We start from the raw sequence: 19,835 nt of genomic DNA, 5'->3' as shown, positions 1-19,835 counted from the left end.
ACAGTAATCAATTGTAAAACACTTAAATATTATAGCCATGAAAGTATTATTCGTTATCGCCGCCACTGTATCTTGCTTCGGACTTGCCTTGCAACCAGATACAAAAACAACAGAACCAGCAGTAGTTGCTGCCCACACAGTAGAAATGGAAGTAGAGGAGCCAGTGATGACCGTGCTGCTCGATACTGTGGTTATCACGCCAGTTGCGCCACACGCGGTTGCTGCCAACGTGCGCTAAGTCGTTGCAGCCCGCCTGTTGGCCGGCGCTGAGGCGTCCCACTGGGACAGCCACTCTTCCGCTTGATGCCGCTCGTGAAAGTTTTTCATACACAACTCCGGCGACACACGCTCTTGGAGTTCGCGGGCGGCCAGTTTGCTGAACATATTAAAAGAGTAAACATGCGCTAAGAAGCGCAGACCGGCTTCTTTAGCCCGGGGCAGCCACTCGTACTGCAACCAGTCGTTAGCCTCCTCCCAGTCGCCGGTTACATCCGACTTGTCGTTTAGGAGCTTAGAGCAGCCGCTGCTGCGTACTAGTTCCAGATAAGCCTGAGCCGCGCTCACCACTTCGTCCGCCGTAATATGGCCTGACCACTTGGCTTCGATATAATCGGCTTTCTGCTGTATCGTAACATACACATCGCCCATCACATGCCGCAACTCTACCGGCTCTAAGGGCTTGGTTTCCCGATGAATAGTTTTGGGTGCCATAGACGCTTAATGGTTGGTGGTATCCGGCAAGGTAGGCAATTTGTGTTTGCCCAGATAAAATAGGCGACTAATCTGAGCGGATAGCCCATAGGAGAGGGTAAACCCTTAAAATCAGGTAGCGGGCGCTTCCTCCTTTATACCAACGTAAACGCCGTCCTCCCTTACCTCCACGGGATGCAGCTCCGCCTTACGTGTCCGAAACTCACATTCCCTTCCGTCTGTCATGCTGAACCGGTAGCTGTGCCATGGGCAGATAACCTCGTTCAGGTAATTGGTCGTGCCTTTGCTGAGAGAATAGCCAAGGTGCGGGCAGGCATCGTCGAGGGCGAAGAATCCCGCCGCTGTGTGGGCAAAGCAAATAGAACGCCCTCCCAACACGAGTTGCTTTAGTTTGCGTACCGGCACCTGCTCCTTGGCTTCGGCCGAGCTCCCAAACACTTTGTGCCAAGTATAGTCCGCTTTGCTTTGATCCATTCCCGTGTTAGTTACTTACCCGTATGGCGGTGGCGTGGGCCTGCACCGGGAACGATTCCATCACTTCATCTCCAAACCAAGCCTCGACCAACTGCCCTTCGCGTAGTTGCTCCAGTCGGAGTATCGCACCATCAATGCCTTCGATATGCGTGTCGCCGTCGATGCGTAAAGTCGCTTTGGTATGATTGGTCTGTACGCCCTCCACTGATTCGACGAGCAGTATGGCAACACCGGCTTTTTTCTTTGAGTTGGTTTTTTTGAGGCTTATGATATTGCCTCGCATATCAGGTTGGGTACTGGGGATCTGGGAGCCATCCTGTGCTTGGCACCCGGCCAGCAGGAGCGCCACTACGGGTAGTATGCTAATAAATCTTCTCATGGTATGGTATCATGTACGCGCCCAAGCCACTTGCAAAACGGGGCCGGGGTGCTCAACACAATGTACGGAGGCGGGAGAGGATAAGTAACGGCCCGGCGTACTATTTTAAGCAGAAAACCTAGGCCACTCGCATAAACTGATCACCGAGTTCCTTGCGCAGACTGTCGCCCGAAGTATAGTAAGAAAGAAAATCCTGACGACGGCAATTGGCCAGACGTGGCTCTTGGCGCAGTGTCAAACGGGCTCTCTTACCAACCGTAATCAGACCTATACCGCGTCTTTCGCAAAGTTTTGAGAGGTAGTCTGCCATCGGATTGCCGCCCCAGTGCAGGCTGCTCACCCGTATGCCCAACCACTGGTGGTCGGCCGGTTGCTGTCTCAGTTCGTCTACGGCGGTGCTGAGCTGCCGCTCCAAGTAGCGTCTTTTGAGTGTTGAATGCAGATAAAAACCGGCAACAGCCAGCAGTGGGGGAATAACGGCTGTTGCCAGCCAACTGCCAGCCATAAAACAGGCAAGCGCAGCTATGGAAAAAAGCGTGATCGCCGTTAGGTAGCGGAGTCTGCCGAGACCTTTTTTCTTATACGATTTGAGTAGAGTGGCTAATCTGTCGGATCGGCGGACGCTTAGGGAAGCAGCAAAAAAACTATTGTCGTGTTTCTGGTAAGCGAGAAGTGCGTCTGCAAAGGCGCCTTTTTGGGTGGCCACGTGCCTATTGATAAGTAGACCGGACTTCTTTTGATGTTTGGCATAATATGAACCAAGGAAGTCTATTGCGTAGTCCTCGATCCTGTTCTCTCCTTGATCTGCCATGGGTGTCAGATTATTGTGGCCTTCAAATACGTTGCTTCATAGTTGGGGCTACACAGTAAAACTGATCAGCCTTAGGGCAGTTTTTGGAAAGTTGATTTCCAAAGTTTTACAAATATATAAAGTCAAGTATATAATACTAAATAATTTAACTATTTTTTTATTGTCTTTGCTTTAACCTATATTGGTCTTAGCTAAATCCTGACTAGTCATATTACAAGACTATATTGCTTAATTGTTAGTTGTTGCTGTATAGGCTGTGTTAAATACAAAAAGCTAATGCCTGCTGTTATATGTCGAGTTAGGAATACTTTCTGTCAAGTATAAACCCGTTAAACTGTGTAGGCTGAAGCAAATTTTTTAGTTTTACACCATGGGCTGTCTAGCTTTTTGGTCTTACCCTTTTACTGAAGACATGAAAAATAGTTTTTCTCTCTTATTCACCTTGTTCATGCTGTTCGTGTATGGGCCAGTGCAGGCGCAGGCACCTGAAAAGCCACATGCCGCAGAACTACTGCAGGACATTAAAAAGCTGAGCGTGCTAGGAACTGCTCTTTATGTGGCGGCGCACCCTGATGACGAAAACACCCGCTTTATCGCTTACCTCGCTAACGAGAAGCTCTACAATACCGGTTACCTGTCGGTGACCCGCGGCGATGGTGGACAAAATCTCATCGGACCGGAGATAAGAGAGGGGCTGGGCATTATCCGCACACAGGAGCTACTGCAGGCCAGACGAACTGATGGGGGGCAGCAGTTCTTTACCCGCGCCAATGATTTCGGCTTCTCCAAGAATCCGGAAGAGACTTTTGCCACTTGGGGTAAGGAAAAGGTGCTGCACGATGTGGTGTGGGCGATCCGCAAGTTCCGCCCCGATGTAATCATCACCCGTTTCTCACCGCGCCCTTCTGAAACACACGGCCATCACACGGCCTCTGCCATGCTGGCTAACGAGGCCTTTGAAGCTGCCGCCGATCCAAAACGCTTTCCGGAACAGCTCAAGCATGTGCAGGTATGGCAGGCCAAGCGGGTGCTTTGGAACACGGGCATATGGTCATTCCGCAGCCAAAAAGAATTTGAAGACTACGGTTCTCAACTTCTAAAGATTGATGTTGGCGGTTTCAACCCACTGCTAGGCAAGTCATACCCAGAGATCGCCGCCCTGAGCCGCAGCATGCACAAAAGCCAAGGCTTCGGCGCCACGGGTACACGGGGTGTGACCTTGGAATACTTGGAGCACACAAAAGGTGACCGAGCCAAAGAGGAATTGTTTGAAGGTATAAACACCACTTGGAGCCGCGTGAAGGGCAGTGAGAAAGTAGCGGCACTGTTGCAGCAGGCGGTGTCAGAGTTTAAGCCGGAGCAACCGGCAGCCGTGGTGCCCACCCTGTTGGCCGCCCGTAAAGAACTTACAAAGCTCCCCGACAGCCATTGGAAACGCGTGAAGACAGAAGAGTTGGAGGAAGTGGTGAAGCACAGCCTTGGTCTATACCTAGAGGCAGTTGCTACTGAATATGCCGTAACGCCGGGCGAGCACCTGAACATGCAGTTAGAAGCCATCAACCGCTCGACTATACCTGTGCAGTTGGTAAGCATGCGTCCTACCTTCGCGGCTAAAGACAGCAGCTTGAATAAAACACTCGCTCCGAACGAGGGGCATCTTATCCCTTTCAAAATGCAGGTTCCGGCTTCAGCACCACTCTCACAGCCGTACTGGCTAAGGCAGGAGGGAACACTGGGCCTGTTCCGAGTGGAGGATCTGCAGGAAATCGGTGCGCCTGAAAATCAACCGGCTGCTGAGGTACAGCTTGATTTGATGATCAGCGGTGAGCCTTTCCGCTATAGCGTGCCGGTGGTTTACAAGCGCAACGATCCGGTGGACGGGGAGCAGTACAGACCACTGGCCATTACGCCGCCCGTGTTTGTGAATATTTCGGAAAAAGTGCTGATGTTCGCATTGCAGGAGCCTAAGCCGGTGCATGTGCTGGTGAAATCTGGTAAGGCAGGTATAAAAGGTAACGTGGCATTGCAATTACCCAAGGGCTGGCGTGCCGAGCCAGCGCAGGTGGCATTTGATCTGGAGCAGAACGGGGCGGAGCAATTAGTACGCTTCATGGTGCACCCACCTAAAGGACAGCAGGAAGTGGAACTGAAAGCCGTGGCTACAGTAGCAGGTAAATCCTATACCCGCGGGCTCAATGTGATCCAGTACAGCCACATCCCAACACAAACTACCTTTCCCGAGGCCGTGGCCAAAGCCGTGCGTCTCGACCTGAAGCGTAACGGGGAGCAGATCGCCTACCTGATGGGGGCCGGAGATGATATACCTGCGAGCCTGCAACAGATCGGGTATAATGTAACATTGCTCAAAGACGAAGATATCACAGACCAGAATCTGAAGCGTTTCGATGCAGTAATACTGGGTGTTCGGGCCTACAATACAGTAGAACGGATGAATTTTTACCAGCCGCGTCTGCTCAATTACGTGCAGCAGGGCGGTACAATCATTGTGCAGTATAACACCGGACACAGCCTCAAAACCACTAACATTGCCCCTTATCTATTGAAGATTTCGAGCCAACGAGTAGCGGTAGAGGATGCTGAAGTACGTTTCCTAAAACCAAGCCATCAGGTGTTGAACAGCCCGAACAAGATCACGAAGAAAGACTTTGAAGGCTGGGTGCAGGAGCGCGGCCTATACTTCCCGAGTGAGTGGGGGAGTGAGTTTGAGGCCATCTTATCGAGCAACGATCCCGGAGAACCGGCCCGCGACGGCGGTCTTTTGGTTGCCCGCTACGGCAAAGGCCATTTTGTGTATACCGGCTATTCTTGGTTCAGGCAATTGCCTGCCGGTGTGCCGGGTGCCTATCGCATCTTTGCCAACCTGATCTCTCTCGGAAACGGGCATAGCGCCCAAGGCAGCAGCGCTGACAGTGCAGTGAAGTAGGCTTTTAGCGTAGCGCATGATAAAATGTAGTGCTACGAGACACGCATAAAAAACCATGAAAAAAACCGATAGCAAGTCTACCGAGGAGCTCGACAAGCCACCCTTCTTTAAGAGCTGGAAAAGCATGTACTGGCTGGTGCTGGGCAATCTCGCTTTTCTGATCACCCTGTTCTACATCATCACCCGCATCTATTCATGAGGCTACTCGACTGGATTGTACTGCTCGGCACGCTGGGCTTTATTGTGAGCTATGGCGTCTGGAAAACCCGTGGCAGCAAAGACATAGAGGGCTACCTCAAAGGTGACAACAGCATGAAATGGTGGACCATCGGTCTGTCCATCATGGCGACACAGGCCAGTGCCATTACCTTCCTTTCCACACCGGGCCAAGCCTACGAAGACGGCATGCGCTTCGTACAGTTCTACTTCGGCCTCCCGATTGCCATGGTCATCATTTCGATCACGGTTATACCTATTTTCTACCGACTCAAGGTATACACGGCTTACGAGTACCTCGAGAGTCGCTTCGACCTCAAGACCCGCTCTTTGGCCGCCCTCCTCTTTTTGGTGCAGCGCGGACTGGCGGCGGGCATCACGATCTATGCGCCGGCTATTATCCTTTCCACCATTTTGGGCTGGAACCTGACGGCCACCAACATGCTGATCGGTATATTGGTGATCATCTATACTGTGTCGGGGGGGACAAAGGCGGTGAGCGTAACACAGAAACAGCAAATGGCCGTGATGATGGGTGGCATGCTGGTGGCTGGTTTTATGGTCGTTCGCTACCTACCCGAAAGCGTGTCTTTCGGCGATGCCGTGGCTGTGGCCGGGAAGATGGGGAAGATGAACGTGGTGGATTTTTCCTTCGATTGGAACGACCGCTATAACTTCTGGTCGGGAATGACGGGCGGTTTGTTTCTGGCGCTTTCCTACTTCGGCACCGACCAAAGTCAGGTGGCCCGCTATCTGGGTGGCAAATCGGTAGGAGAGAGCCGACTGGGTTTGCTTTTCAACGGGCTACTTAAGATTCCGATGCAGTTTATTATTCTATTTATTGGAGTGATGGTGTTCGTATTTTACCAGTTCAACCAGCCGCCGCTCTTCTTCAACGAAGCCGCCAAAGACAAGGTATACGCCACCGAGTTTGCCCCAGAGATGGAAGCGCTTGAAGAGCAACATACCGCCCTGTTCAACCAAAAGCAGGAAGCAGTGCACGGCTTGGTTGCCGCCCTGCGCACTGATGACGGAAATGCCATTGCCGCTGCTCAAGCCGAAGTGCAAGGTATAACCGACGCCTCCAAAGCGGTGCGCACCGAGGTGAAGTCACTTATCGCCAAAGCAACGCCCGAGGCTGAGACCAAGGACACCGACTACGTATTCATTTCTTTTGTGATGAAATACCTGCCAGCCGGTCTGGTGGGGCTACTTTTGGCCGTGATCTTCTCGGCTGCCATGTCGTCCACGGCATCGGAGCTAAATGCGCTGGCCTCCACCACGGTGGTGGACATTTACAAACGCTCCGTTAAGCAGGACAAAGACAACTTCCACTACCTGCGGGCTTCTCGTATTTTTACAGCCGCTTGGGGTACGCTGGCGATCATCTTCGCCACCTACGCCTCCCTGCTCGACAACCTGATTCAGGCCGTCAACATCATTGGCTCTATCTTCTACGGCACCATTTTGGGTATTTTTCTCGTGGCGTTCTACGTGAAGTACATCAAAGGGCACGCCGTATTCATTGCCGCGCTGATGGCAGAAGCCGTAGTGCTATACTGCCATTTCTACACCGATATCGCTTTCCTGTGGTTCAACGTGATCGGCTGTGTAGCGGTGCTTGTGTTTGGGGCGATCCTTCAGTTTTTTATCGGTCAGAAGGATGAGAGATTATATGCTTAACGAATATTTATAGTGCAAGCGAGGAAGCCCCGAATCGAGTACGGGATCTTCAACTCGCACCATAAATATTAATACCGTGGCTTCTGCCCTGCCACAATATACACCAGACTGCCACCCGCCGACACGTACTCTTCGTTCAGGAGCCGCTGCTTGAGGGCAATCTTGTTGTAAAGCAGTCGCTGCCAATAGGCGTCGAACTTGTCTTTGTCGCCACCGCCAGCCATGAAGTAGTTCAGGTTGTCCTGATAGTCGTAGCCCATCGAGTCGGAGTCGATCCACTGCAGCATCTGTTCTACGCGCAGCATTTTCTCCTGCGTGTCGTAGGGCGGAATGATGGAGAGGGCTTTATCTGAGATCCATACCTTGAGGTTTTCGAGCCCGGCTTTCAGGAAGAGGTCAGGTATAACATCGCCCAGTGAATTGAAACCCTCGCCGAGTCGTTTTTTGCCTTTCTCAATGCGCAGTTTTATCTCTAGCACTTCGAGGGTGCTCTCCACGTCAAAGTCAGTTTCTCCGTAGCGGTCGAACATCAGGTTAGGTACGAGATTGTTTGGCTCCAGCGCCAGCACCCAGCCGCCGGGTTTCGTGATCCGGATCATTTCGTTGATGACCTGCTTCGGATCTTTCACATGGATCAACAGGGTCTGGCAAAGAGTAATGTCAGCCAAGTTGTCGGGCAGGGGAATATTAGAAGCGTTGCCCACCCGAAAGTCATAGCTGATGTCGTTATGCAGGTAGATGCTTTGGGCCTTTTGCTTGGCTTCCTCAATGTATTCCGGCTCAAAATCGACGCCGTATACCTTGGCGCCCGGAGGCAGGTGCCGCGAAAACATGAAGCCCATCATACCCTTGCCGCAACCTATATCCACCAGCGTGCCGGTATAGTCCAAGTGCAGCCGGTGGGCTAGCAACTCTAGATAATCGTCGTTCCACCAGTATTCGCGGGCCGGACCCAAGTGGTCTTCTGAATGTTTTTTCTCTTCCAATATGTATTATGTATTAAATATTTATCAGGAAATTAACCCACCACCAAACCCCAATGCCGTCAATTTAGGGTATCCTGTCCTTTTTGTCATCTCGAATGGAATGAGAGATCTGGATTCTTTCAATACACCAGCTCTTCTTCAGATTTCTCCCAAAGGTCGAAATGACAGAAGAAGTCTCACATTATTGGCCTTACACCCCTACAATCCCCTCGAGGGGATAGTTTTTGCTAGAATTTAACAGCCCTGCCTATTAGGAGGCTGGGTTTTCACCCTCAATATTGTTAAAAAGGAAAGCCCCTGCCAGAGCAGAGGCTTTCGGTAAAGAGCAGGCAGGTATGGCCTACTTCATTTTCTTCCACTCGGCTATGGCTTTTTCATTCATACGCACATAGTCGGCATTGTTTTCCTTCTTGGCCATCGCCATCGACTGCTCAGCGGTTTTCACGGCGCCTTTGTAGTCTTTCATCTTAGCCTGAATCTTAGCCTGTGTGTGCAAGTGCCAGAATTTAGGGTCGTTGGCATTGGCTTTCTTGATCCACTCCAACGCCTGCTTCATGTCTTTATCGTTGTCGTAGTAGTAGCTGGCCGCCTGTGCATACAGTCCGGCTGGTACTTCCTTGCCATTCACAACACGCTCCTGAATCTGGGCCATCACTTTGCTGTCCACGTCGGCTTCGATGGTAAAGCTGGCGACGGTCTTGTCCCACAGGATCTCAAGATCAGCACTGTTGGCCTTCAAGTTGGCGAAGTTGATCGTAAAAGTCTCTACGGTTCTTGGGTTAGTCTGTGGCTTTACCGTAAAGCGGGCCTGATCTTCTTCCTGCTTGTATGCCTGTCCGCCATCACCCCAGTGCTTGGTGTTTTTGTGGATGATGATCGTCCACTCGTTCTGGTTCGGAATAGTGTAGAGCGCGTACTCACCAGCTGGAATCTTGTTGCCTTGGATGGTCACATCCTCCCCAAACGTAATCTTAGTAGAGGCATTTGCTCCGGTGCGCCATAGCTTTCCGTTAGGTACCACGTCGCCACCAAAGATGGAGCGGCCTTTCATAGAAGGGCGTGAGTACTCAACTTTTACATCCGAAAGGCCAACTTTCTGCGTTACGGTGGCCATTGGGCTGGCGGCCGGCATGGCAATACCCTGTTGCTGGGCCTGAACTGTTATGGCTGTGCCGCCTAGCAGCGCCGCCGACAGCATCATGCTGAATAAAATCTTTTTCATGGTTTTATATTTATGTTTTGTTTAAGTTTTGAGTCTTGAAAATACTAAAATTTATGCTTGCAGATAGCCTAACCATCCGGATGGCCATTTGTTTTCGACGAACTAAAAGCTGTACCCCACACTCAACCCGAAACGCGGTATAATTGCCGCTCCAGGTCTCCTCGGATTACTCTCCGTAGACAGGAACGGTGTAAAGCCAACTCGCACCACAAGTCCGCCTGTTGGTTGCTGGTACCGAAACCCTATACGGCTAAAGTACAGGTTTTGTAACAGATCGGGGTCATTCGTGAATCGGCGGGTATAGCCGAGTCCGAACTCAAAGTGCTTCTGGTAACGGCCAATGATGCCGAGCGCCTCTACCGGTATAACGGGGTATACGCCAGACTCCTCAGCCGTAAAGAAAGCGTTAGTGGTAATGCCTATCCGGAGCGCAGCCTTCACCATGGACTTCTGGTAAACAATGCGGTCGTAGTTGACAGAAAGAAAGTCGCCATTGCCGCCGAGCTCTCCATACACCGCATTGCGCGCCCTAAATGAGTCGCGGTAGGTCTGGGCAGAAGCCGAGAAGCCAAGTAAGAGCAGAAAGAAAACTAAGAGGCTTCGGGTAAAAGCGCTGGTAAAGTGCATAGAAAAGTTTAGAAGCGTCTGGTACAGGTATAAACTATTGCCTTGCAAATTAGTGATTTATTAGGATATATGAATACTGAATTAAGGCTAGACCTTAAAACAAAAAGCCCTGTTAGTTAAACTCCAACAGGGCTCCTATACCTTAAAGATTTAAATCTTAACTCATCTCGAACTGCAGCCTGAGCAGATTAGCATAGATGCCATTATCGTTGAGCGACAGCACTTCATGTGGACCCTCCTCTACAATCTCACCACCATCGATCACCAGAATCTTATCTACCTTGCGGATAGTTGCCAGACGGTGTGCGATCACGATGGTAGTCCTGTTCTTCATCAACTCATCCATGGCCTGTTGCACTAAGTGCTCTGATTCTGAGTCAAGAGAACTGGTAGCCTCGTCAAGCACGAGGATGGCCGGGTTTTTCAGGATGGCTCTGGCAATGGCCACGCGCTGGCGCTGACCACCGGAAAGCTTGATGCCACGCTCGCCAACTAGTGTATCCAGTCCTTCCGGGAAGGTCATGATAAAGTCGTAGGCATTGGCTTTGCGGGCCGCCATGATAATCTCTTCTTCTGTAGCCTCTGGACGGCCGTAAGCAATGTTTTCCCGGATGGAACCGCCGAACAGCAATACTTCCTGCGGCACGATGCCCACATTGGCACGCAACTCGGTCAGGCTCATGTTACGGATGTCTTGCCCATCGACAGTGATGCTGCCATGTCTCACGTCGTAGAGACGAAGCAGTAGCTGCACAATAGTTGACTTACCCGCACCGCTTGGACCCACCACCGCGATCTTCTCGCCCGAGTTGATGCTGAAGTTGATGTCGCGGAGCACCTGAATGTCCGGGCGGGTAGGGTAGGAGAAGGCCACTTGGTGGTAGCTTATATCGCCGCGAACACGTCTAATCTCGCTCAGCGGACGCTGACTCTTGTCAGTTGGCTCTTCTGTTTCTGCCAGTATCTCCTGTATGCGCTCCGTAGCACCCAAGGCTGTCTGTATTTTGCCGTAAAGATCACCCAAACCACCTACTGAGGCACCAATGAACACAGTATAGAGCACAAAAGAAACAAAGCTGTCACGTTCGATCTCTCCGTTGGCAACCAACGTCGCGCCATACCAGATCACGAGAATGATACCGCCGAACAAGCCCACAATGATAAATGTGATGAAAGCGCCCCGGTAATTTGCTGTGGCAATAGCCGTGCGCACCGCCTTGGCCAGTGTGGTGCGGTAACGGGCAACTTCAAACATTTCGTTCGTAAAAGCTTTCACGGTGTTGATCGCCTGAAGTGTTTCCTCCACGATCACGTTAGTGTTTGCCAGTTCGTCTTGCGTCTTTTTGGAGAGCTTCTTAATGCGACGGCCAAAAATCATAGCCAGTATTACCAGCACCGGGAAGGTGGCCAGCATAAACAGAGATAGCTTGATGGAGATCCACATGATGAGGGCTACGCCGACAATGAGTGTCGTAACCTGACGGAAAAGTTCGGCCAAGGTGATGGACATGGCATCCTGCACCTGCGCCACATCAGTAGTAATGCGGCTTGTAATCTCGCCTACGCGTCTTTTTTCGTAGAAGGATATCGGTAGCTGTACGAATTTGCTGTAAAGGTCTCGGCGGATGTTTGCTACGGCGTTCTCGCTGACTTGAGCAAAAAAGTATACCCTGAAAAAGGAGAAAATACCCTGAAACAAGATCACTGCCAGCAGGCCCAGCGCATACATATTGATCATCTCGTTCTCAGACTCATTGAAGAGCTTGCCCACCAGATACGGGAAAATCATGAAAGTCAGGCTGGAGAGCACCAGAAAGCCCAGACCGATGAGGAATTTAAACTTGTAGGGTAGTACGTAGCTAAAAATCCTGATGCCGCGACGAAAGCTCTCTTTGCTGATCTTCTTTCTGCCTTCTTTCTCCTGCGTGCTGTCGTTTAGCCCGATTCCGCGTTTTGCCATTAATGAAATCTATACTTAATAATATGTGCCAACCACAGGTGATCACTGCATTGGCCCGAGATGTGCAGGTATAACAGCTAATGCATGCTAAAAATGCCACGTACCCGAAAAATCTTACAAAGGTAAGTAAAGTATGGGATATAGCCGTCCTATTTGCGTGGTGACAGATATCATTAATCTAACTCCGGCAGCGGCGTATCCTTCACAGAGATAGCCCACAATCCCAAGAATGTCAAAAACCCATTCAAAATCAGCACCTCAAAGCCGAACTGGTAGCCATAGAACCATTCGACGGAGTTGGCGCTAATGAGGTAGGTGAGCATGGGGGCTACAAGGCAGATGGCTGGGACAAAGCGGTCGCGCACTTGGCGGCGAGTATAGAGGCCGAAGGTATAGAGCCCTAGCAGCGGACCATAGGTATAGCCCGCCACTTGCAGCAAGGTTGAGATAAGGCTTTGACTGTTGATTTCGTTCATGAGCAGGATCACGAGCATCATCACCACCGAAAAGCCAATGTGTACGATATAGCGCAGACGTACCCGCTCGTGCTCGCTACGCTCTTTAAAGTTGAGGAAGTCCACGCAGAAGGAAGTGGTGAGCGAGGTAAGGGCGGAGTCGGCAGAGGCGTAGGCGATGGCAATGATGCCCAAGATAAACGCAATGCCTACCACTGCCGGGAAGTGGTTCAGCGCCAGAAACGGGAAAACATCGTCGCCACGGTCAGGCAGCGCTATACCTTTGGAGGAAGCATACAGGTATAGCAAGGCACCCAGTGAAAGGAACATTACATTCACGACCACCAGTATCACACTGAACCAGAACATGTTTTTCTGCGCCTCCCCGATGTTTTTACAGCTCAGGTTCTTCTGCATCATGTCCTGATCGAGGCCCGTCATCACGATTGTGATAAAGGCGCCCGAGAAGAATTGCTTCAGGAAATAGGTGTTCTCCTTATACTCCCAGTTAAACACGTTACCATACTCACTGGCTGATATCGTCTCCACCATCCCCTGAAAGCCGAAATTCAGTTCATCTGAAACCACCCAGATACTGATGCCTACCGCCAAGAGCATGGCCGTGGTCTGGAAAGTGTCGGTCCAAATAATGGTTTTCATACCCCCACGGAAGGTATAGGCCCAGATCAGTAGAATTGTAATGCCTACCGTCACCGCGAAAGGGATGCCCATTTCGTTAAACACCGCCAACTGCAGTACACTGGCTACCAGAAAGAGGCGAATGGCTGAGCCCAAGGTGCGGGAAAGGAGAAAGAAAGCCGCGCCTGTTTTATAGGACCAGAAACCGAAGCGTTGGTCCAGATAGGTATAGATGGAGACTAAATTGAGTCGGTAATAGAGCGGCAATAGTACTGTGGCAATAACCATGTAGCCCGCCAGATAACCCAGCACCAGCTGCATGTAGGTAAACTGCAGGTCGCGCACCATGCCCGGCACCGACACAAAGGTCACTCCCGAGAGTGTTGCACCGATCATACCGAATGCCACCACATACCAAGGCGATTTGCGGTTGGCCAGAAAGAAAGTGTCGGAATCGGTGCTCTTGCCCGTGAGGAAAGAGATGAGGATAAGGATGCCGAAATAGCCTATGATCAGGCTGATGATAAGCGTTGCAGACATGTGGGTTGCCGTCGTGAAGCTGCAAATATAGTACAGCCCGCCGGTTTTTGGGCTATAGCAATTCCCGCAGCAGCACCGGTTCCCCAATGGCAGGTATACGCAGGCCCCGCATCACGCCCGAGGCGGCAATCTGCTCCAGCAAGCGCACAGGCTCACTAGGCGGCTCGTCCGACAAGTCGAAGGTACCGTAGTGCATCGGTATGAAAGTGCCGCCCCGCAGCACATTGTAGGCCCGCACCGCTTCATGCGGATTCAGGTGACTCTTCTGCATCAGAAAACTCGGACGGTAGGCACCTACTGGCATCAGGCACACATCCATAGGACCAAATAGCTCCTCTATCTCCTCAAAGTGGCCATTGTAGCCTGTGTCACCGGCAAAGTAAAGCTGCATAGTGGGTGTTTTGATCAGGAAGCTTCCCCAAAGCACCTTGTTCATATCAAGTAACCCACGACGGTGCCAGTGCGAGGCCGGCAGAAAATAAATCTCTATACCTGCCGGTGTCAAGTCGAATTTCTGGTACCAGCCCGCTTCTTGGTATGGCAGCTGCGGCTCGGCGCTGCGCAGCAGATTGCCGGCATGCAAAGGAGCCAGCGCCTTCAGATCGGGATTTTGGCGGTATAAGGTTTTAAGGGACCTTTCGTCGAGGTGATCGCGGTGGCCGTGCGAAAGCAGCACGAGGTCTATACCTGTAAGTTGCTCCGGAGCGCAGGGCAGACCGATGCGGCGTTTGATCATGGGCAGGTCATAGAGCACCGGGTCAGTGATCATGGTGAGGCCGCCCACCCGGATCAGGAACGTGGCGTGCCCGAGCCAAACCACCATGTCTTCGGATGAATGGAGAAAATCTGTGCCGTATAAGATGGGCGGTGTGTAGTTATCGGCTTTTTTCTCCTCTCGCTGCGGGTTGCGGGTTGTTTTCCAGCGGATCACCTTGCTGAACGTAGGGGTATACAGCTCAGTGCCGTTCGCAAACTGCCCATCGATGGTCTTGTTGCCGCGGAAATCAGGCTTTACCACCTCTAGCCGCTCATTCTTTAGATGCCGTACTTTGTTACTCTTCTGCGTCAAAATCTGATTCGGGTTGTTCTAATAAATATAAACAGCTTAACGCGTTTTAAAGTTGAAGAGTATTTCGAAAATCGATAAAAGTGAAGTTTCAGCTATAAAAAAGCGCCTTCTCTGTTTAGAAAAGACGCTTTTGAATTCTTAACTTATGCAAGTTGGTGAGTGATTCCCCATTTGATCTTTAATTGAAACTGTCCTCTCAGGGGCAGGGTCGTTACATTCTTGCGAATTCTCCCCTTGAGGGGAGCGCAGAGGGGTGTTTACAGTTGCGGGTGAATTTAGAAATTGCCAACTATTGGCAATTTAACTCCGAATTTACACCCCTATGGTCCCCTCAAGGGGACAGTTTTCGCATTACTTCTAAGTTCTAATTCTTTAAATCGCTAATACCAAAAACCGCCGCTTCTGCCCACAGAGACCGGGTGATGGAAAGGTCCGTAAAAAGGTGAGGCACCATTAGAGTAGCGCATGCCACCCGTCACGGAGAAGTGTTCTGTGATCTTATAGGTCGCCCGGAAATCCATTCCCTGACGGCCCGGCGTCATGAAATTCATGTAGGCTGCATTCTGGGCCGGAACATTCGAAAAGTCCTTCCAAACGCTGCCGCTCAGAATCAGGCGGTCGTTTACCAAATAGTCAGCGCCCACATGGGCTATGTAATGGTTGCTCGGGCTGGTGCGTTGCAGCATGGTGCCGCCCTCAGCGGTCGGTACGGTGAACTGAGACGACATCACCGACATATAGGTCAGGCTGCTGAACACGCGCAGACGCGGTGTGAGCTGGTAACGCACGGTAGGCTCCAGATACGTGGCGCCAAAACCGCTGCCGAAGCTCGCTCCAGCCGATAAGCTATAGCTGATCCGGTTTGTCGGCATTTCCAGCATAGAAGACTTTTTTTCAGCCTGAGGTGCGGGTGCCTCCTGTATGGCAGGAGCAGGGGCCGCATCCAGACTGGCTTTCTGGTTCGACTGCGCCATGGCAGTACCGGCAAAAAGCAGGCTGCAGGTCAGTATGGTGCTTAAAAATATTTTCACGTGAAAACGGTCTAAGTGATTTCGTACTAAGTTAAGATACAATCGCTTCTGAAACAAGCTTGCCTTATTTTTGCAAACGCGCACGCAACACTTTTGTTGTCAGGGGGCTATACCTTGGTTTTGCGGTCCGCCTCGGGAATTAACCTGCGCGTAAAAGCCAGCCAAAAGCTGAGGCCCAGCAAAAGCAGGTAGTTCAAGGTATAGACAGTTGCCACTGAGTCAGAAACCAGCCTGCCGGGAGCAAAAAGTATACCTTTTATAATCTCATTGTCTAAGAGTCCGATAAGTGCAAGAAGGATGGCTAGGCCTAAAACAACCAGTGCGTTCTGTAAAGCCAGCTTCTTGCGCCTGATGGCGATGAAAGACAGCACCACTCCGAAAAGGCCCCCAGCAAAAGGCGCAAACTGAAGCACCTGCTTGAGCTTGCCGATCCGTTCTGTATCCACTTCGTAGCGCAGGGCACTTTCCTCAAAGGCACTCAAGTCCCCTGTTTCCAAGTATAGCTCTGCCAGCGGCGTGTCAAAAATGTAGCCCAGCGCGACGAAAGCATAGGATGAAAGCAGGACCACGAGTCCGTGCAACAGGATAAGTTTAAGGTTTATACCCTGCATGCTTATTTTGACTTAGAACTTAGCCAAGCCTGTCGGAAAGCCTGCATGGCCGGAGTCAGTTCCTTGCCCATGTTTTCAAAATGCTCGATCATAAGCTCCGGGTCCTCTTGCAATACAATCTGGGTACTTATAATCGGGGCCTGTTCACTGCTCCGGTAGGTAATCGGCACACTGTGCGTAGGCTTTAGCTTGCTCATGATCTTCTCCAGCTCCTTTGCACTTGTTACTTTCTTGCCATTGAGTGTCACGATAATGTCACCTCGGTTAAGCCCGGCCTTATAAAGTGGAGATGTCACGGAGGTGCCGTTGAGGAGCTTTGCCCCGTTTTTGGTGTATTCCAGATTGGCGGGACCTAAACTGGCCTTGCCGGGATTGGCTTGGCGCAGCTGTAATCCGGCTTCGGCTAAAAGGGCCGCATAGTCCGGCAGTTCGCTGCCGTATACCTGTCGCCTGAAAAAGTCGGCCGCCCACGCCGTATCTTTGGTTACTTCGGCCAAAGTGCGCTCCAGATCAGCTATGGTATAAGGCTTTTCAGGTTTGCCATAAGTTTGCCAAAGCGCCTGCATGTAGGCATCGAGTGTGGTGTTAAAGTCGCGACGCAAAGTTAGGTCCAGCCCAAGGCCAAGCACGCTGCCATAGGTATAGTAAGAGATAAAGGTGTTATGGCGGTTGTGCGGATCCACGGAGCGAGCCGCATCCACAAAGGGAGCCTGCTTGCTCATTTCAACCAAACTGTGGTAGTGCCTGCCCGGTGATAGCAGCACATAATTCAGGTCACCGGCCAAGTCGCTGGCATATTTTTTCGTATCGAAAATGCCGCTGCGGCGCATAGTCAGGTCGCCATAGTAGGAGGTAAAGCCCTCGGCCAGCCAAAGTGCTTCCGACATATTGGCCTGTTGAAAGTCGAAAGGTTCCAGACTCTGCGGACGCAGGCGCTCCACATTCCAAGCATGGAAAAACTCATGCGACACCGTGTTGAGGAGGGACGACAGGAAACCTTTCATAGGGCGAGAACTGGTCAGGATGGTGGAGTTGCGGTGTTCCATGCCGTCACCCACCGCCTGCGGACCATAGCAGGCAATAAAGGTATAGCGGCCGAAATCAAAATTAGGTAGCTCGCCGAAAACCGCCTGCTGCTCAGCCACGATCTGTTTGGTTTTTGCCACGTACTCTTCAAACAGTGCCTTATCCCCATAATGGTGCGCGGCCACTTGAATGGTTTTGTTTTTGCCGCGGTCCTGCACAGTCCACTCCGCAAAGTCAAAATTGCTCAGCTCCGTCGGGCTGTCCATGAGGTACTGAAAGTCAGGCGCCGTGAAGGTGGAGTCGTTTTCCGGCTGGAGCTGCGTGGCTATTTTCCAGTTACTGTCTTTAGGGGCATGAAAAGTGACACGGGCGGGTGCCTTCTCAAAGCCTTTACCATACATTAAGGTAGCTGGCATGTTGAGGTGCGCGTGCGTTTCGTCAATGCCAGTGTAAGTACCGTCAGCATGCGCGCCGAATAAGGTATAGGTGATCGTTACCTCGCCTTCGTGTCCACTCACGTTCCATTGATGCGGATTCGGGCGGCTGCTATTCAGTGATTTGCCCTTGCCGTCTGTCGCTTTTACACCATAAACGTTCTTGGCGAATTCGTGCAGGGCATAGCGTCCCGGTGAACTTCGGGGCATGAGTACCTGCAGTGTATCGGAGGTTATCCCTTTAAAGGTGATGCTGATTTGAGCCTCGTGGTGTAGGGCGTTGGGGAAGGAGAGGTGGTAGTTGACCTGCTGCTGCGCCAGCACAGGCGATAGGGTGCAGAAAAAGGCAGCGCACAAAGCGCCAATCAGTCTTATCGACATAAACAGGCTGTTGGTTCGAACTTAAAAGTATAGAAATTAACGCATCTGTGCAATTGGCTATACCTTGCGATATACCTTAGCCTGAATCAAGCTGCCATAAAATTGGGTACTTGCCTGCTCTTGTAGCCGAAGACGCTGAAAGTGCAATCCAAAATCCGGTAGTTGACTGGCGTTCACCCCGCTGACCACACCGAAGAAGGTGTACATACTACGCAACAACAGCCGCTGCCAAAACGGAGTAGGCTCATGCACAGGCCAAAAATCGCTGAATAACCAAAGTCCGCCGGGGCGGAGGGCTGTGAAAAGGCGATCCATGAGGTGCTGCAGCCTGTCATCTGGAAAGAGGTCGAGCAGAAAAGGGGTGATGATGACATCGAACTTCTCGTCGGGTTTCAGGCTGTTTTCATCTCCCAATCGGAAAGAGACAGCGGCGGTAGGTATAGCAAGTTGTTTACAGCGCTTTTGCGCCAGTTCAAGCATTTTGGTCGATGACTCGAGGTAGGTGACTTGTACCTGCGGCTTTTGTAGGAGCAGTTGCTCTAAGAGCCAACCCGAGCCGCCCCCGATTAGCAGCACATGCGCTTGCTCAGGTATAGCACCTAGGTGCTCCATCTGCGCTCGCCGCAGGGCATCACCAAACACCATGCGGGAGAGGCTGTCGTAGATGGGGGCTATGCTGTCGAAGTTGGGGGTGGTGGGGTTAGGCAAGGGCTAAACAATAATGTCATTTCGAACGCTAGTGAGAAATCTGAAGGAATGAAGGTCCAAATAGTGTACTATTCATCCCAATCTGCGATCTCTTCAAATCAGGATTAAAACTGCTAATTAACTCTTCTTTTTTCTTCCTGCTCCATTTTTTTGTTTGTTTCTCCCGTTCAATCGCATGTTGTACGTATGTGAAACGCTCATAATAGACAAGATTATGGCAATAGTACCGGCCTGCAAAAGTACTAGGGTCGCCAGCATTTAGCGTATGCTCATCAATTCTTCGTGGAAGCTCATTTGTCATTCCCACATACAAAGTTGTTTTCTTCGGGTTCGTTGTGATATAGACAAAGTAGTTGTGGCCTATCATGAAGATTTGTTGTGATCAATAATTGTGTGGATACTCCAGATTTCTCACTAGCGTTCGAAATGACAATAATTACCGGTCATAATGCTCTTCCATGATTCCCTTCAGCTTCTCAAACACATAGTCGGTGAGCTGTTTCCGGATGCTGAGGCTGTTGCCTTCGAAAACCTCCCGGAACTCCTCCGCTTTGCCGTCATAGAGGAAGGAAACGAATGTGGTACCGACAGGCTTTTCCGGGGTCTCGGAGCCTCCTTCCCCGGCTAGCCCGGTAGTAGCAATGCTAATGTCAGCGTCCAGTGCTTTTTTCAGGCCCATCACCATCTCGTTGGTCACCTGCTGCGATTCGGCGGTATAGAGATCGAGTGTAGCCTGTGTCACACCCAACAGCTTTTTCTTGACTTCCGGCTGATACACGACGAGACTGCCCTTTAAGACATCACTGCTTCCCTTGGCTTTCGCCATTTCCGAGGCCAGCATGCCGGCCGTGCAACTCTCCGCAAAGGCCACGGTCAGGCCTTTGTCTTTCAGCATCATCGTTAATTCTGTCAGTTCCGTCTGGTTCAT

20 protein-coding genes are annotated in these 19,835 nt (G+C 51.2%); 4 read left to right on the top strand and 16 right to left on the bottom strand.

The window, feature by feature from the left end:
- The first annotated feature begins 37 nt into the window (after positions 1–37).
- Positions 38–238 carry a hypothetical protein gene (locus Q1A04_RS05965; RefSeq protein ID WP_299702515.1) on the top strand — a complete coding sequence of 67 codons (201 nt, stop codon included), beginning with the start codon at positions 38–40 and terminating at the stop codon, positions 236–238.
- Here the strand turns inward: Q1A04_RS05965 and Q1A04_RS05960 are convergent.
- From Q1A04_RS05960 to Q1A04_RS05945, 4 genes are all read right to left on the bottom strand, one after another.
- Positions 235–711: a hypothetical protein gene (locus tag Q1A04_RS05960; RefSeq protein ID WP_299702512.1), complete on the bottom strand. Its 477-nt coding sequence runs from the start codon at positions 709–711 to the stop codon at positions 235–237. The genes Q1A04_RS05965 and Q1A04_RS05960 overlap by 4 nt on opposite strands.
- A 111-nt stretch (positions 712–822) precedes the next feature.
- The gene (locus Q1A04_RS05955; protein ID WP_299702509.1) at positions 823–1,185 is read right to left on the bottom strand and encodes a Rieske 2Fe-2S domain-containing protein; all 363 of its coding nucleotides are present in this window, start codon (positions 1,183–1,185) and stop codon (positions 823–825) included.
- 7 nt (positions 1,186–1,192) lie between these two features.
- Positions 1,193–1,564, bottom strand: a complete 372-nt coding sequence (locus Q1A04_RS05950) for a DUF3221 domain-containing protein (protein WP_299702506.1) — start codon at positions 1,562–1,564, stop codon at positions 1,193–1,195.
- Between the two features lie 118 nt (positions 1,565–1,682).
- Complete coding sequence (locus Q1A04_RS05945; RefSeq protein ID WP_299702503.1) at positions 1,683–2,375, bottom strand: hypothetical protein; 693 nt, start codon at positions 2,373–2,375, stop codon at positions 1,683–1,685.
- Between the two features lie 412 nt (positions 2,376–2,787).
- Here Q1A04_RS05945 and Q1A04_RS05940 point away from each other — a divergent pair, with 412 nt between their 5' ends.
- From Q1A04_RS05940 to Q1A04_RS05930, 3 genes are read left to right on the top strand one after another with little or no spacing between them, the layout of a single operon-like run.
- Entirely contained in the window at positions 2,788–5,319 is a 2,532-nt protein-coding gene (locus tag Q1A04_RS05940; protein ID WP_299702500.1) for a PIG-L family deacetylase, read from the top strand.
- A 55-nt stretch (positions 5,320–5,374) separates the two neighbouring features.
- Positions 5,375–5,518: a hypothetical protein gene (locus Q1A04_RS05935; RefSeq protein WP_299702497.1), complete on the top strand. Its 144-nt coding sequence runs from the start codon at positions 5,375–5,377 to the stop codon at positions 5,516–5,518.
- Positions 5,515–7,218, top strand: a complete 1,704-nt coding sequence (locus Q1A04_RS05930; protein WP_299702495.1) for a sodium:solute symporter — start codon at positions 5,515–5,517, stop codon at positions 7,216–7,218. Before Q1A04_RS05935 ends, Q1A04_RS05930 begins: the two co-directional genes overlap by 4 nt.
- A gap of 68 nt (positions 7,219–7,286) precedes the next feature.
- On the opposite strand, the gene Q1A04_RS05925 is transcribed toward Q1A04_RS05930, so the two are convergent.
- The 12 genes from Q1A04_RS05925 to Q1A04_RS05870 form a co-directional block, all read right to left on the bottom strand.
- Complete coding sequence (locus Q1A04_RS05925) at positions 7,287–8,204, bottom strand: bifunctional 2-polyprenyl-6-hydroxyphenol methylase/3-demethylubiquinol 3-O-methyltransferase UbiG (protein WP_299702492.1); 918 nt, start codon at positions 8,202–8,204, stop codon at positions 7,287–7,289.
- Positions 8,205–8,544: 340 nt separating this feature from the next.
- Positions 8,545–9,426 carry a DUF2911 domain-containing protein gene (locus Q1A04_RS05920; RefSeq protein ID WP_299702489.1) on the bottom strand — a complete coding sequence of 294 codons (882 nt, stop codon included), beginning with the start codon at positions 9,424–9,426 and terminating at the stop codon, positions 8,545–8,547.
- 102 nt (positions 9,427–9,528) lie between these two features.
- A complete protein-coding gene (locus Q1A04_RS05915; RefSeq protein ID WP_299702486.1) occupies positions 9,529–10,053 on the bottom strand; it encodes a hypothetical protein in 525 nt (174 codons plus the stop codon).
- A gap of 157 nt (positions 10,054–10,210) precedes the next feature.
- Positions 10,211–12,013, bottom strand: a complete 1,803-nt coding sequence (locus Q1A04_RS05910) for an ABC transporter ATP-binding protein (RefSeq protein ID WP_299702485.1) — start codon at positions 12,011–12,013, stop codon at positions 10,211–10,213.
- A gap of 173 nt (positions 12,014–12,186) precedes the next feature.
- Positions 12,187–13,647, bottom strand: coding sequence for a sodium:solute symporter (locus Q1A04_RS05905; protein WP_299702483.1), 1,461 nt, complete (start codon positions 13,645–13,647; stop codon positions 12,187–12,189).
- 52 nt (positions 13,648–13,699) lie between these two features.
- Positions 13,700–14,716, bottom strand: coding sequence for an MBL fold metallo-hydrolase (locus tag Q1A04_RS05900; protein ID WP_299702480.1), 1,017 nt, complete (start codon positions 14,714–14,716; stop codon positions 13,700–13,702).
- Between the two features lie 380 nt (positions 14,717–15,096).
- The gene (locus Q1A04_RS05895; RefSeq protein ID WP_299702478.1) at positions 15,097–15,747 is read right to left on the bottom strand and encodes a hypothetical protein; all 651 of its coding nucleotides are present in this window, start codon (positions 15,745–15,747) and stop codon (positions 15,097–15,099) included.
- A gap of 107 nt (positions 15,748–15,854) precedes the next feature.
- A complete protein-coding gene (locus tag Q1A04_RS05890) occupies positions 15,855–16,358 on the bottom strand; it encodes a hypothetical protein (protein WP_299702476.1) in 504 nt (167 codons plus the stop codon).
- A gap of 2 nt (positions 16,359–16,360) precedes the next feature.
- Complete coding sequence (locus tag Q1A04_RS05885; protein WP_299702474.1) at positions 16,361–18,199, bottom strand: M61 family peptidase; 1,839 nt, start codon at positions 18,197–18,199, stop codon at positions 16,361–16,363.
- Between the two features lie 57 nt (positions 18,200–18,256).
- On the bottom strand, positions 18,257–18,907 hold the full coding sequence (locus Q1A04_RS05880; protein WP_299702471.1) for a class I SAM-dependent methyltransferase: 651 nt from the start codon (positions 18,905–18,907) through the stop codon (positions 18,257–18,259).
- A gap of 28 nt (positions 18,908–18,935) precedes the next feature.
- On the bottom strand, positions 18,936–19,208 hold the full coding sequence (locus Q1A04_RS05875; RefSeq protein WP_366943820.1) for a GIY-YIG nuclease family protein: 273 nt from the start codon (positions 19,206–19,208) through the stop codon (positions 18,936–18,938).
- Positions 19,209–19,343: 135 nt separating this feature from the next.
- Entirely contained in the window at positions 19,344–19,835 is a 492-nt protein-coding gene (locus tag Q1A04_RS05870) for a CinA family protein (protein ID WP_299702465.1), read from the bottom strand.

The sequence above is a fragment of the uncultured Pontibacter sp. genome (assembly GCF_947499215.1).
Lineage (GTDB): Bacteria > Bacteroidota > Bacteroidia > Cytophagales > Hymenobacteraceae > Pontibacter.
This window is presented reverse-complemented; position numbering and strand designations above follow the sequence as displayed.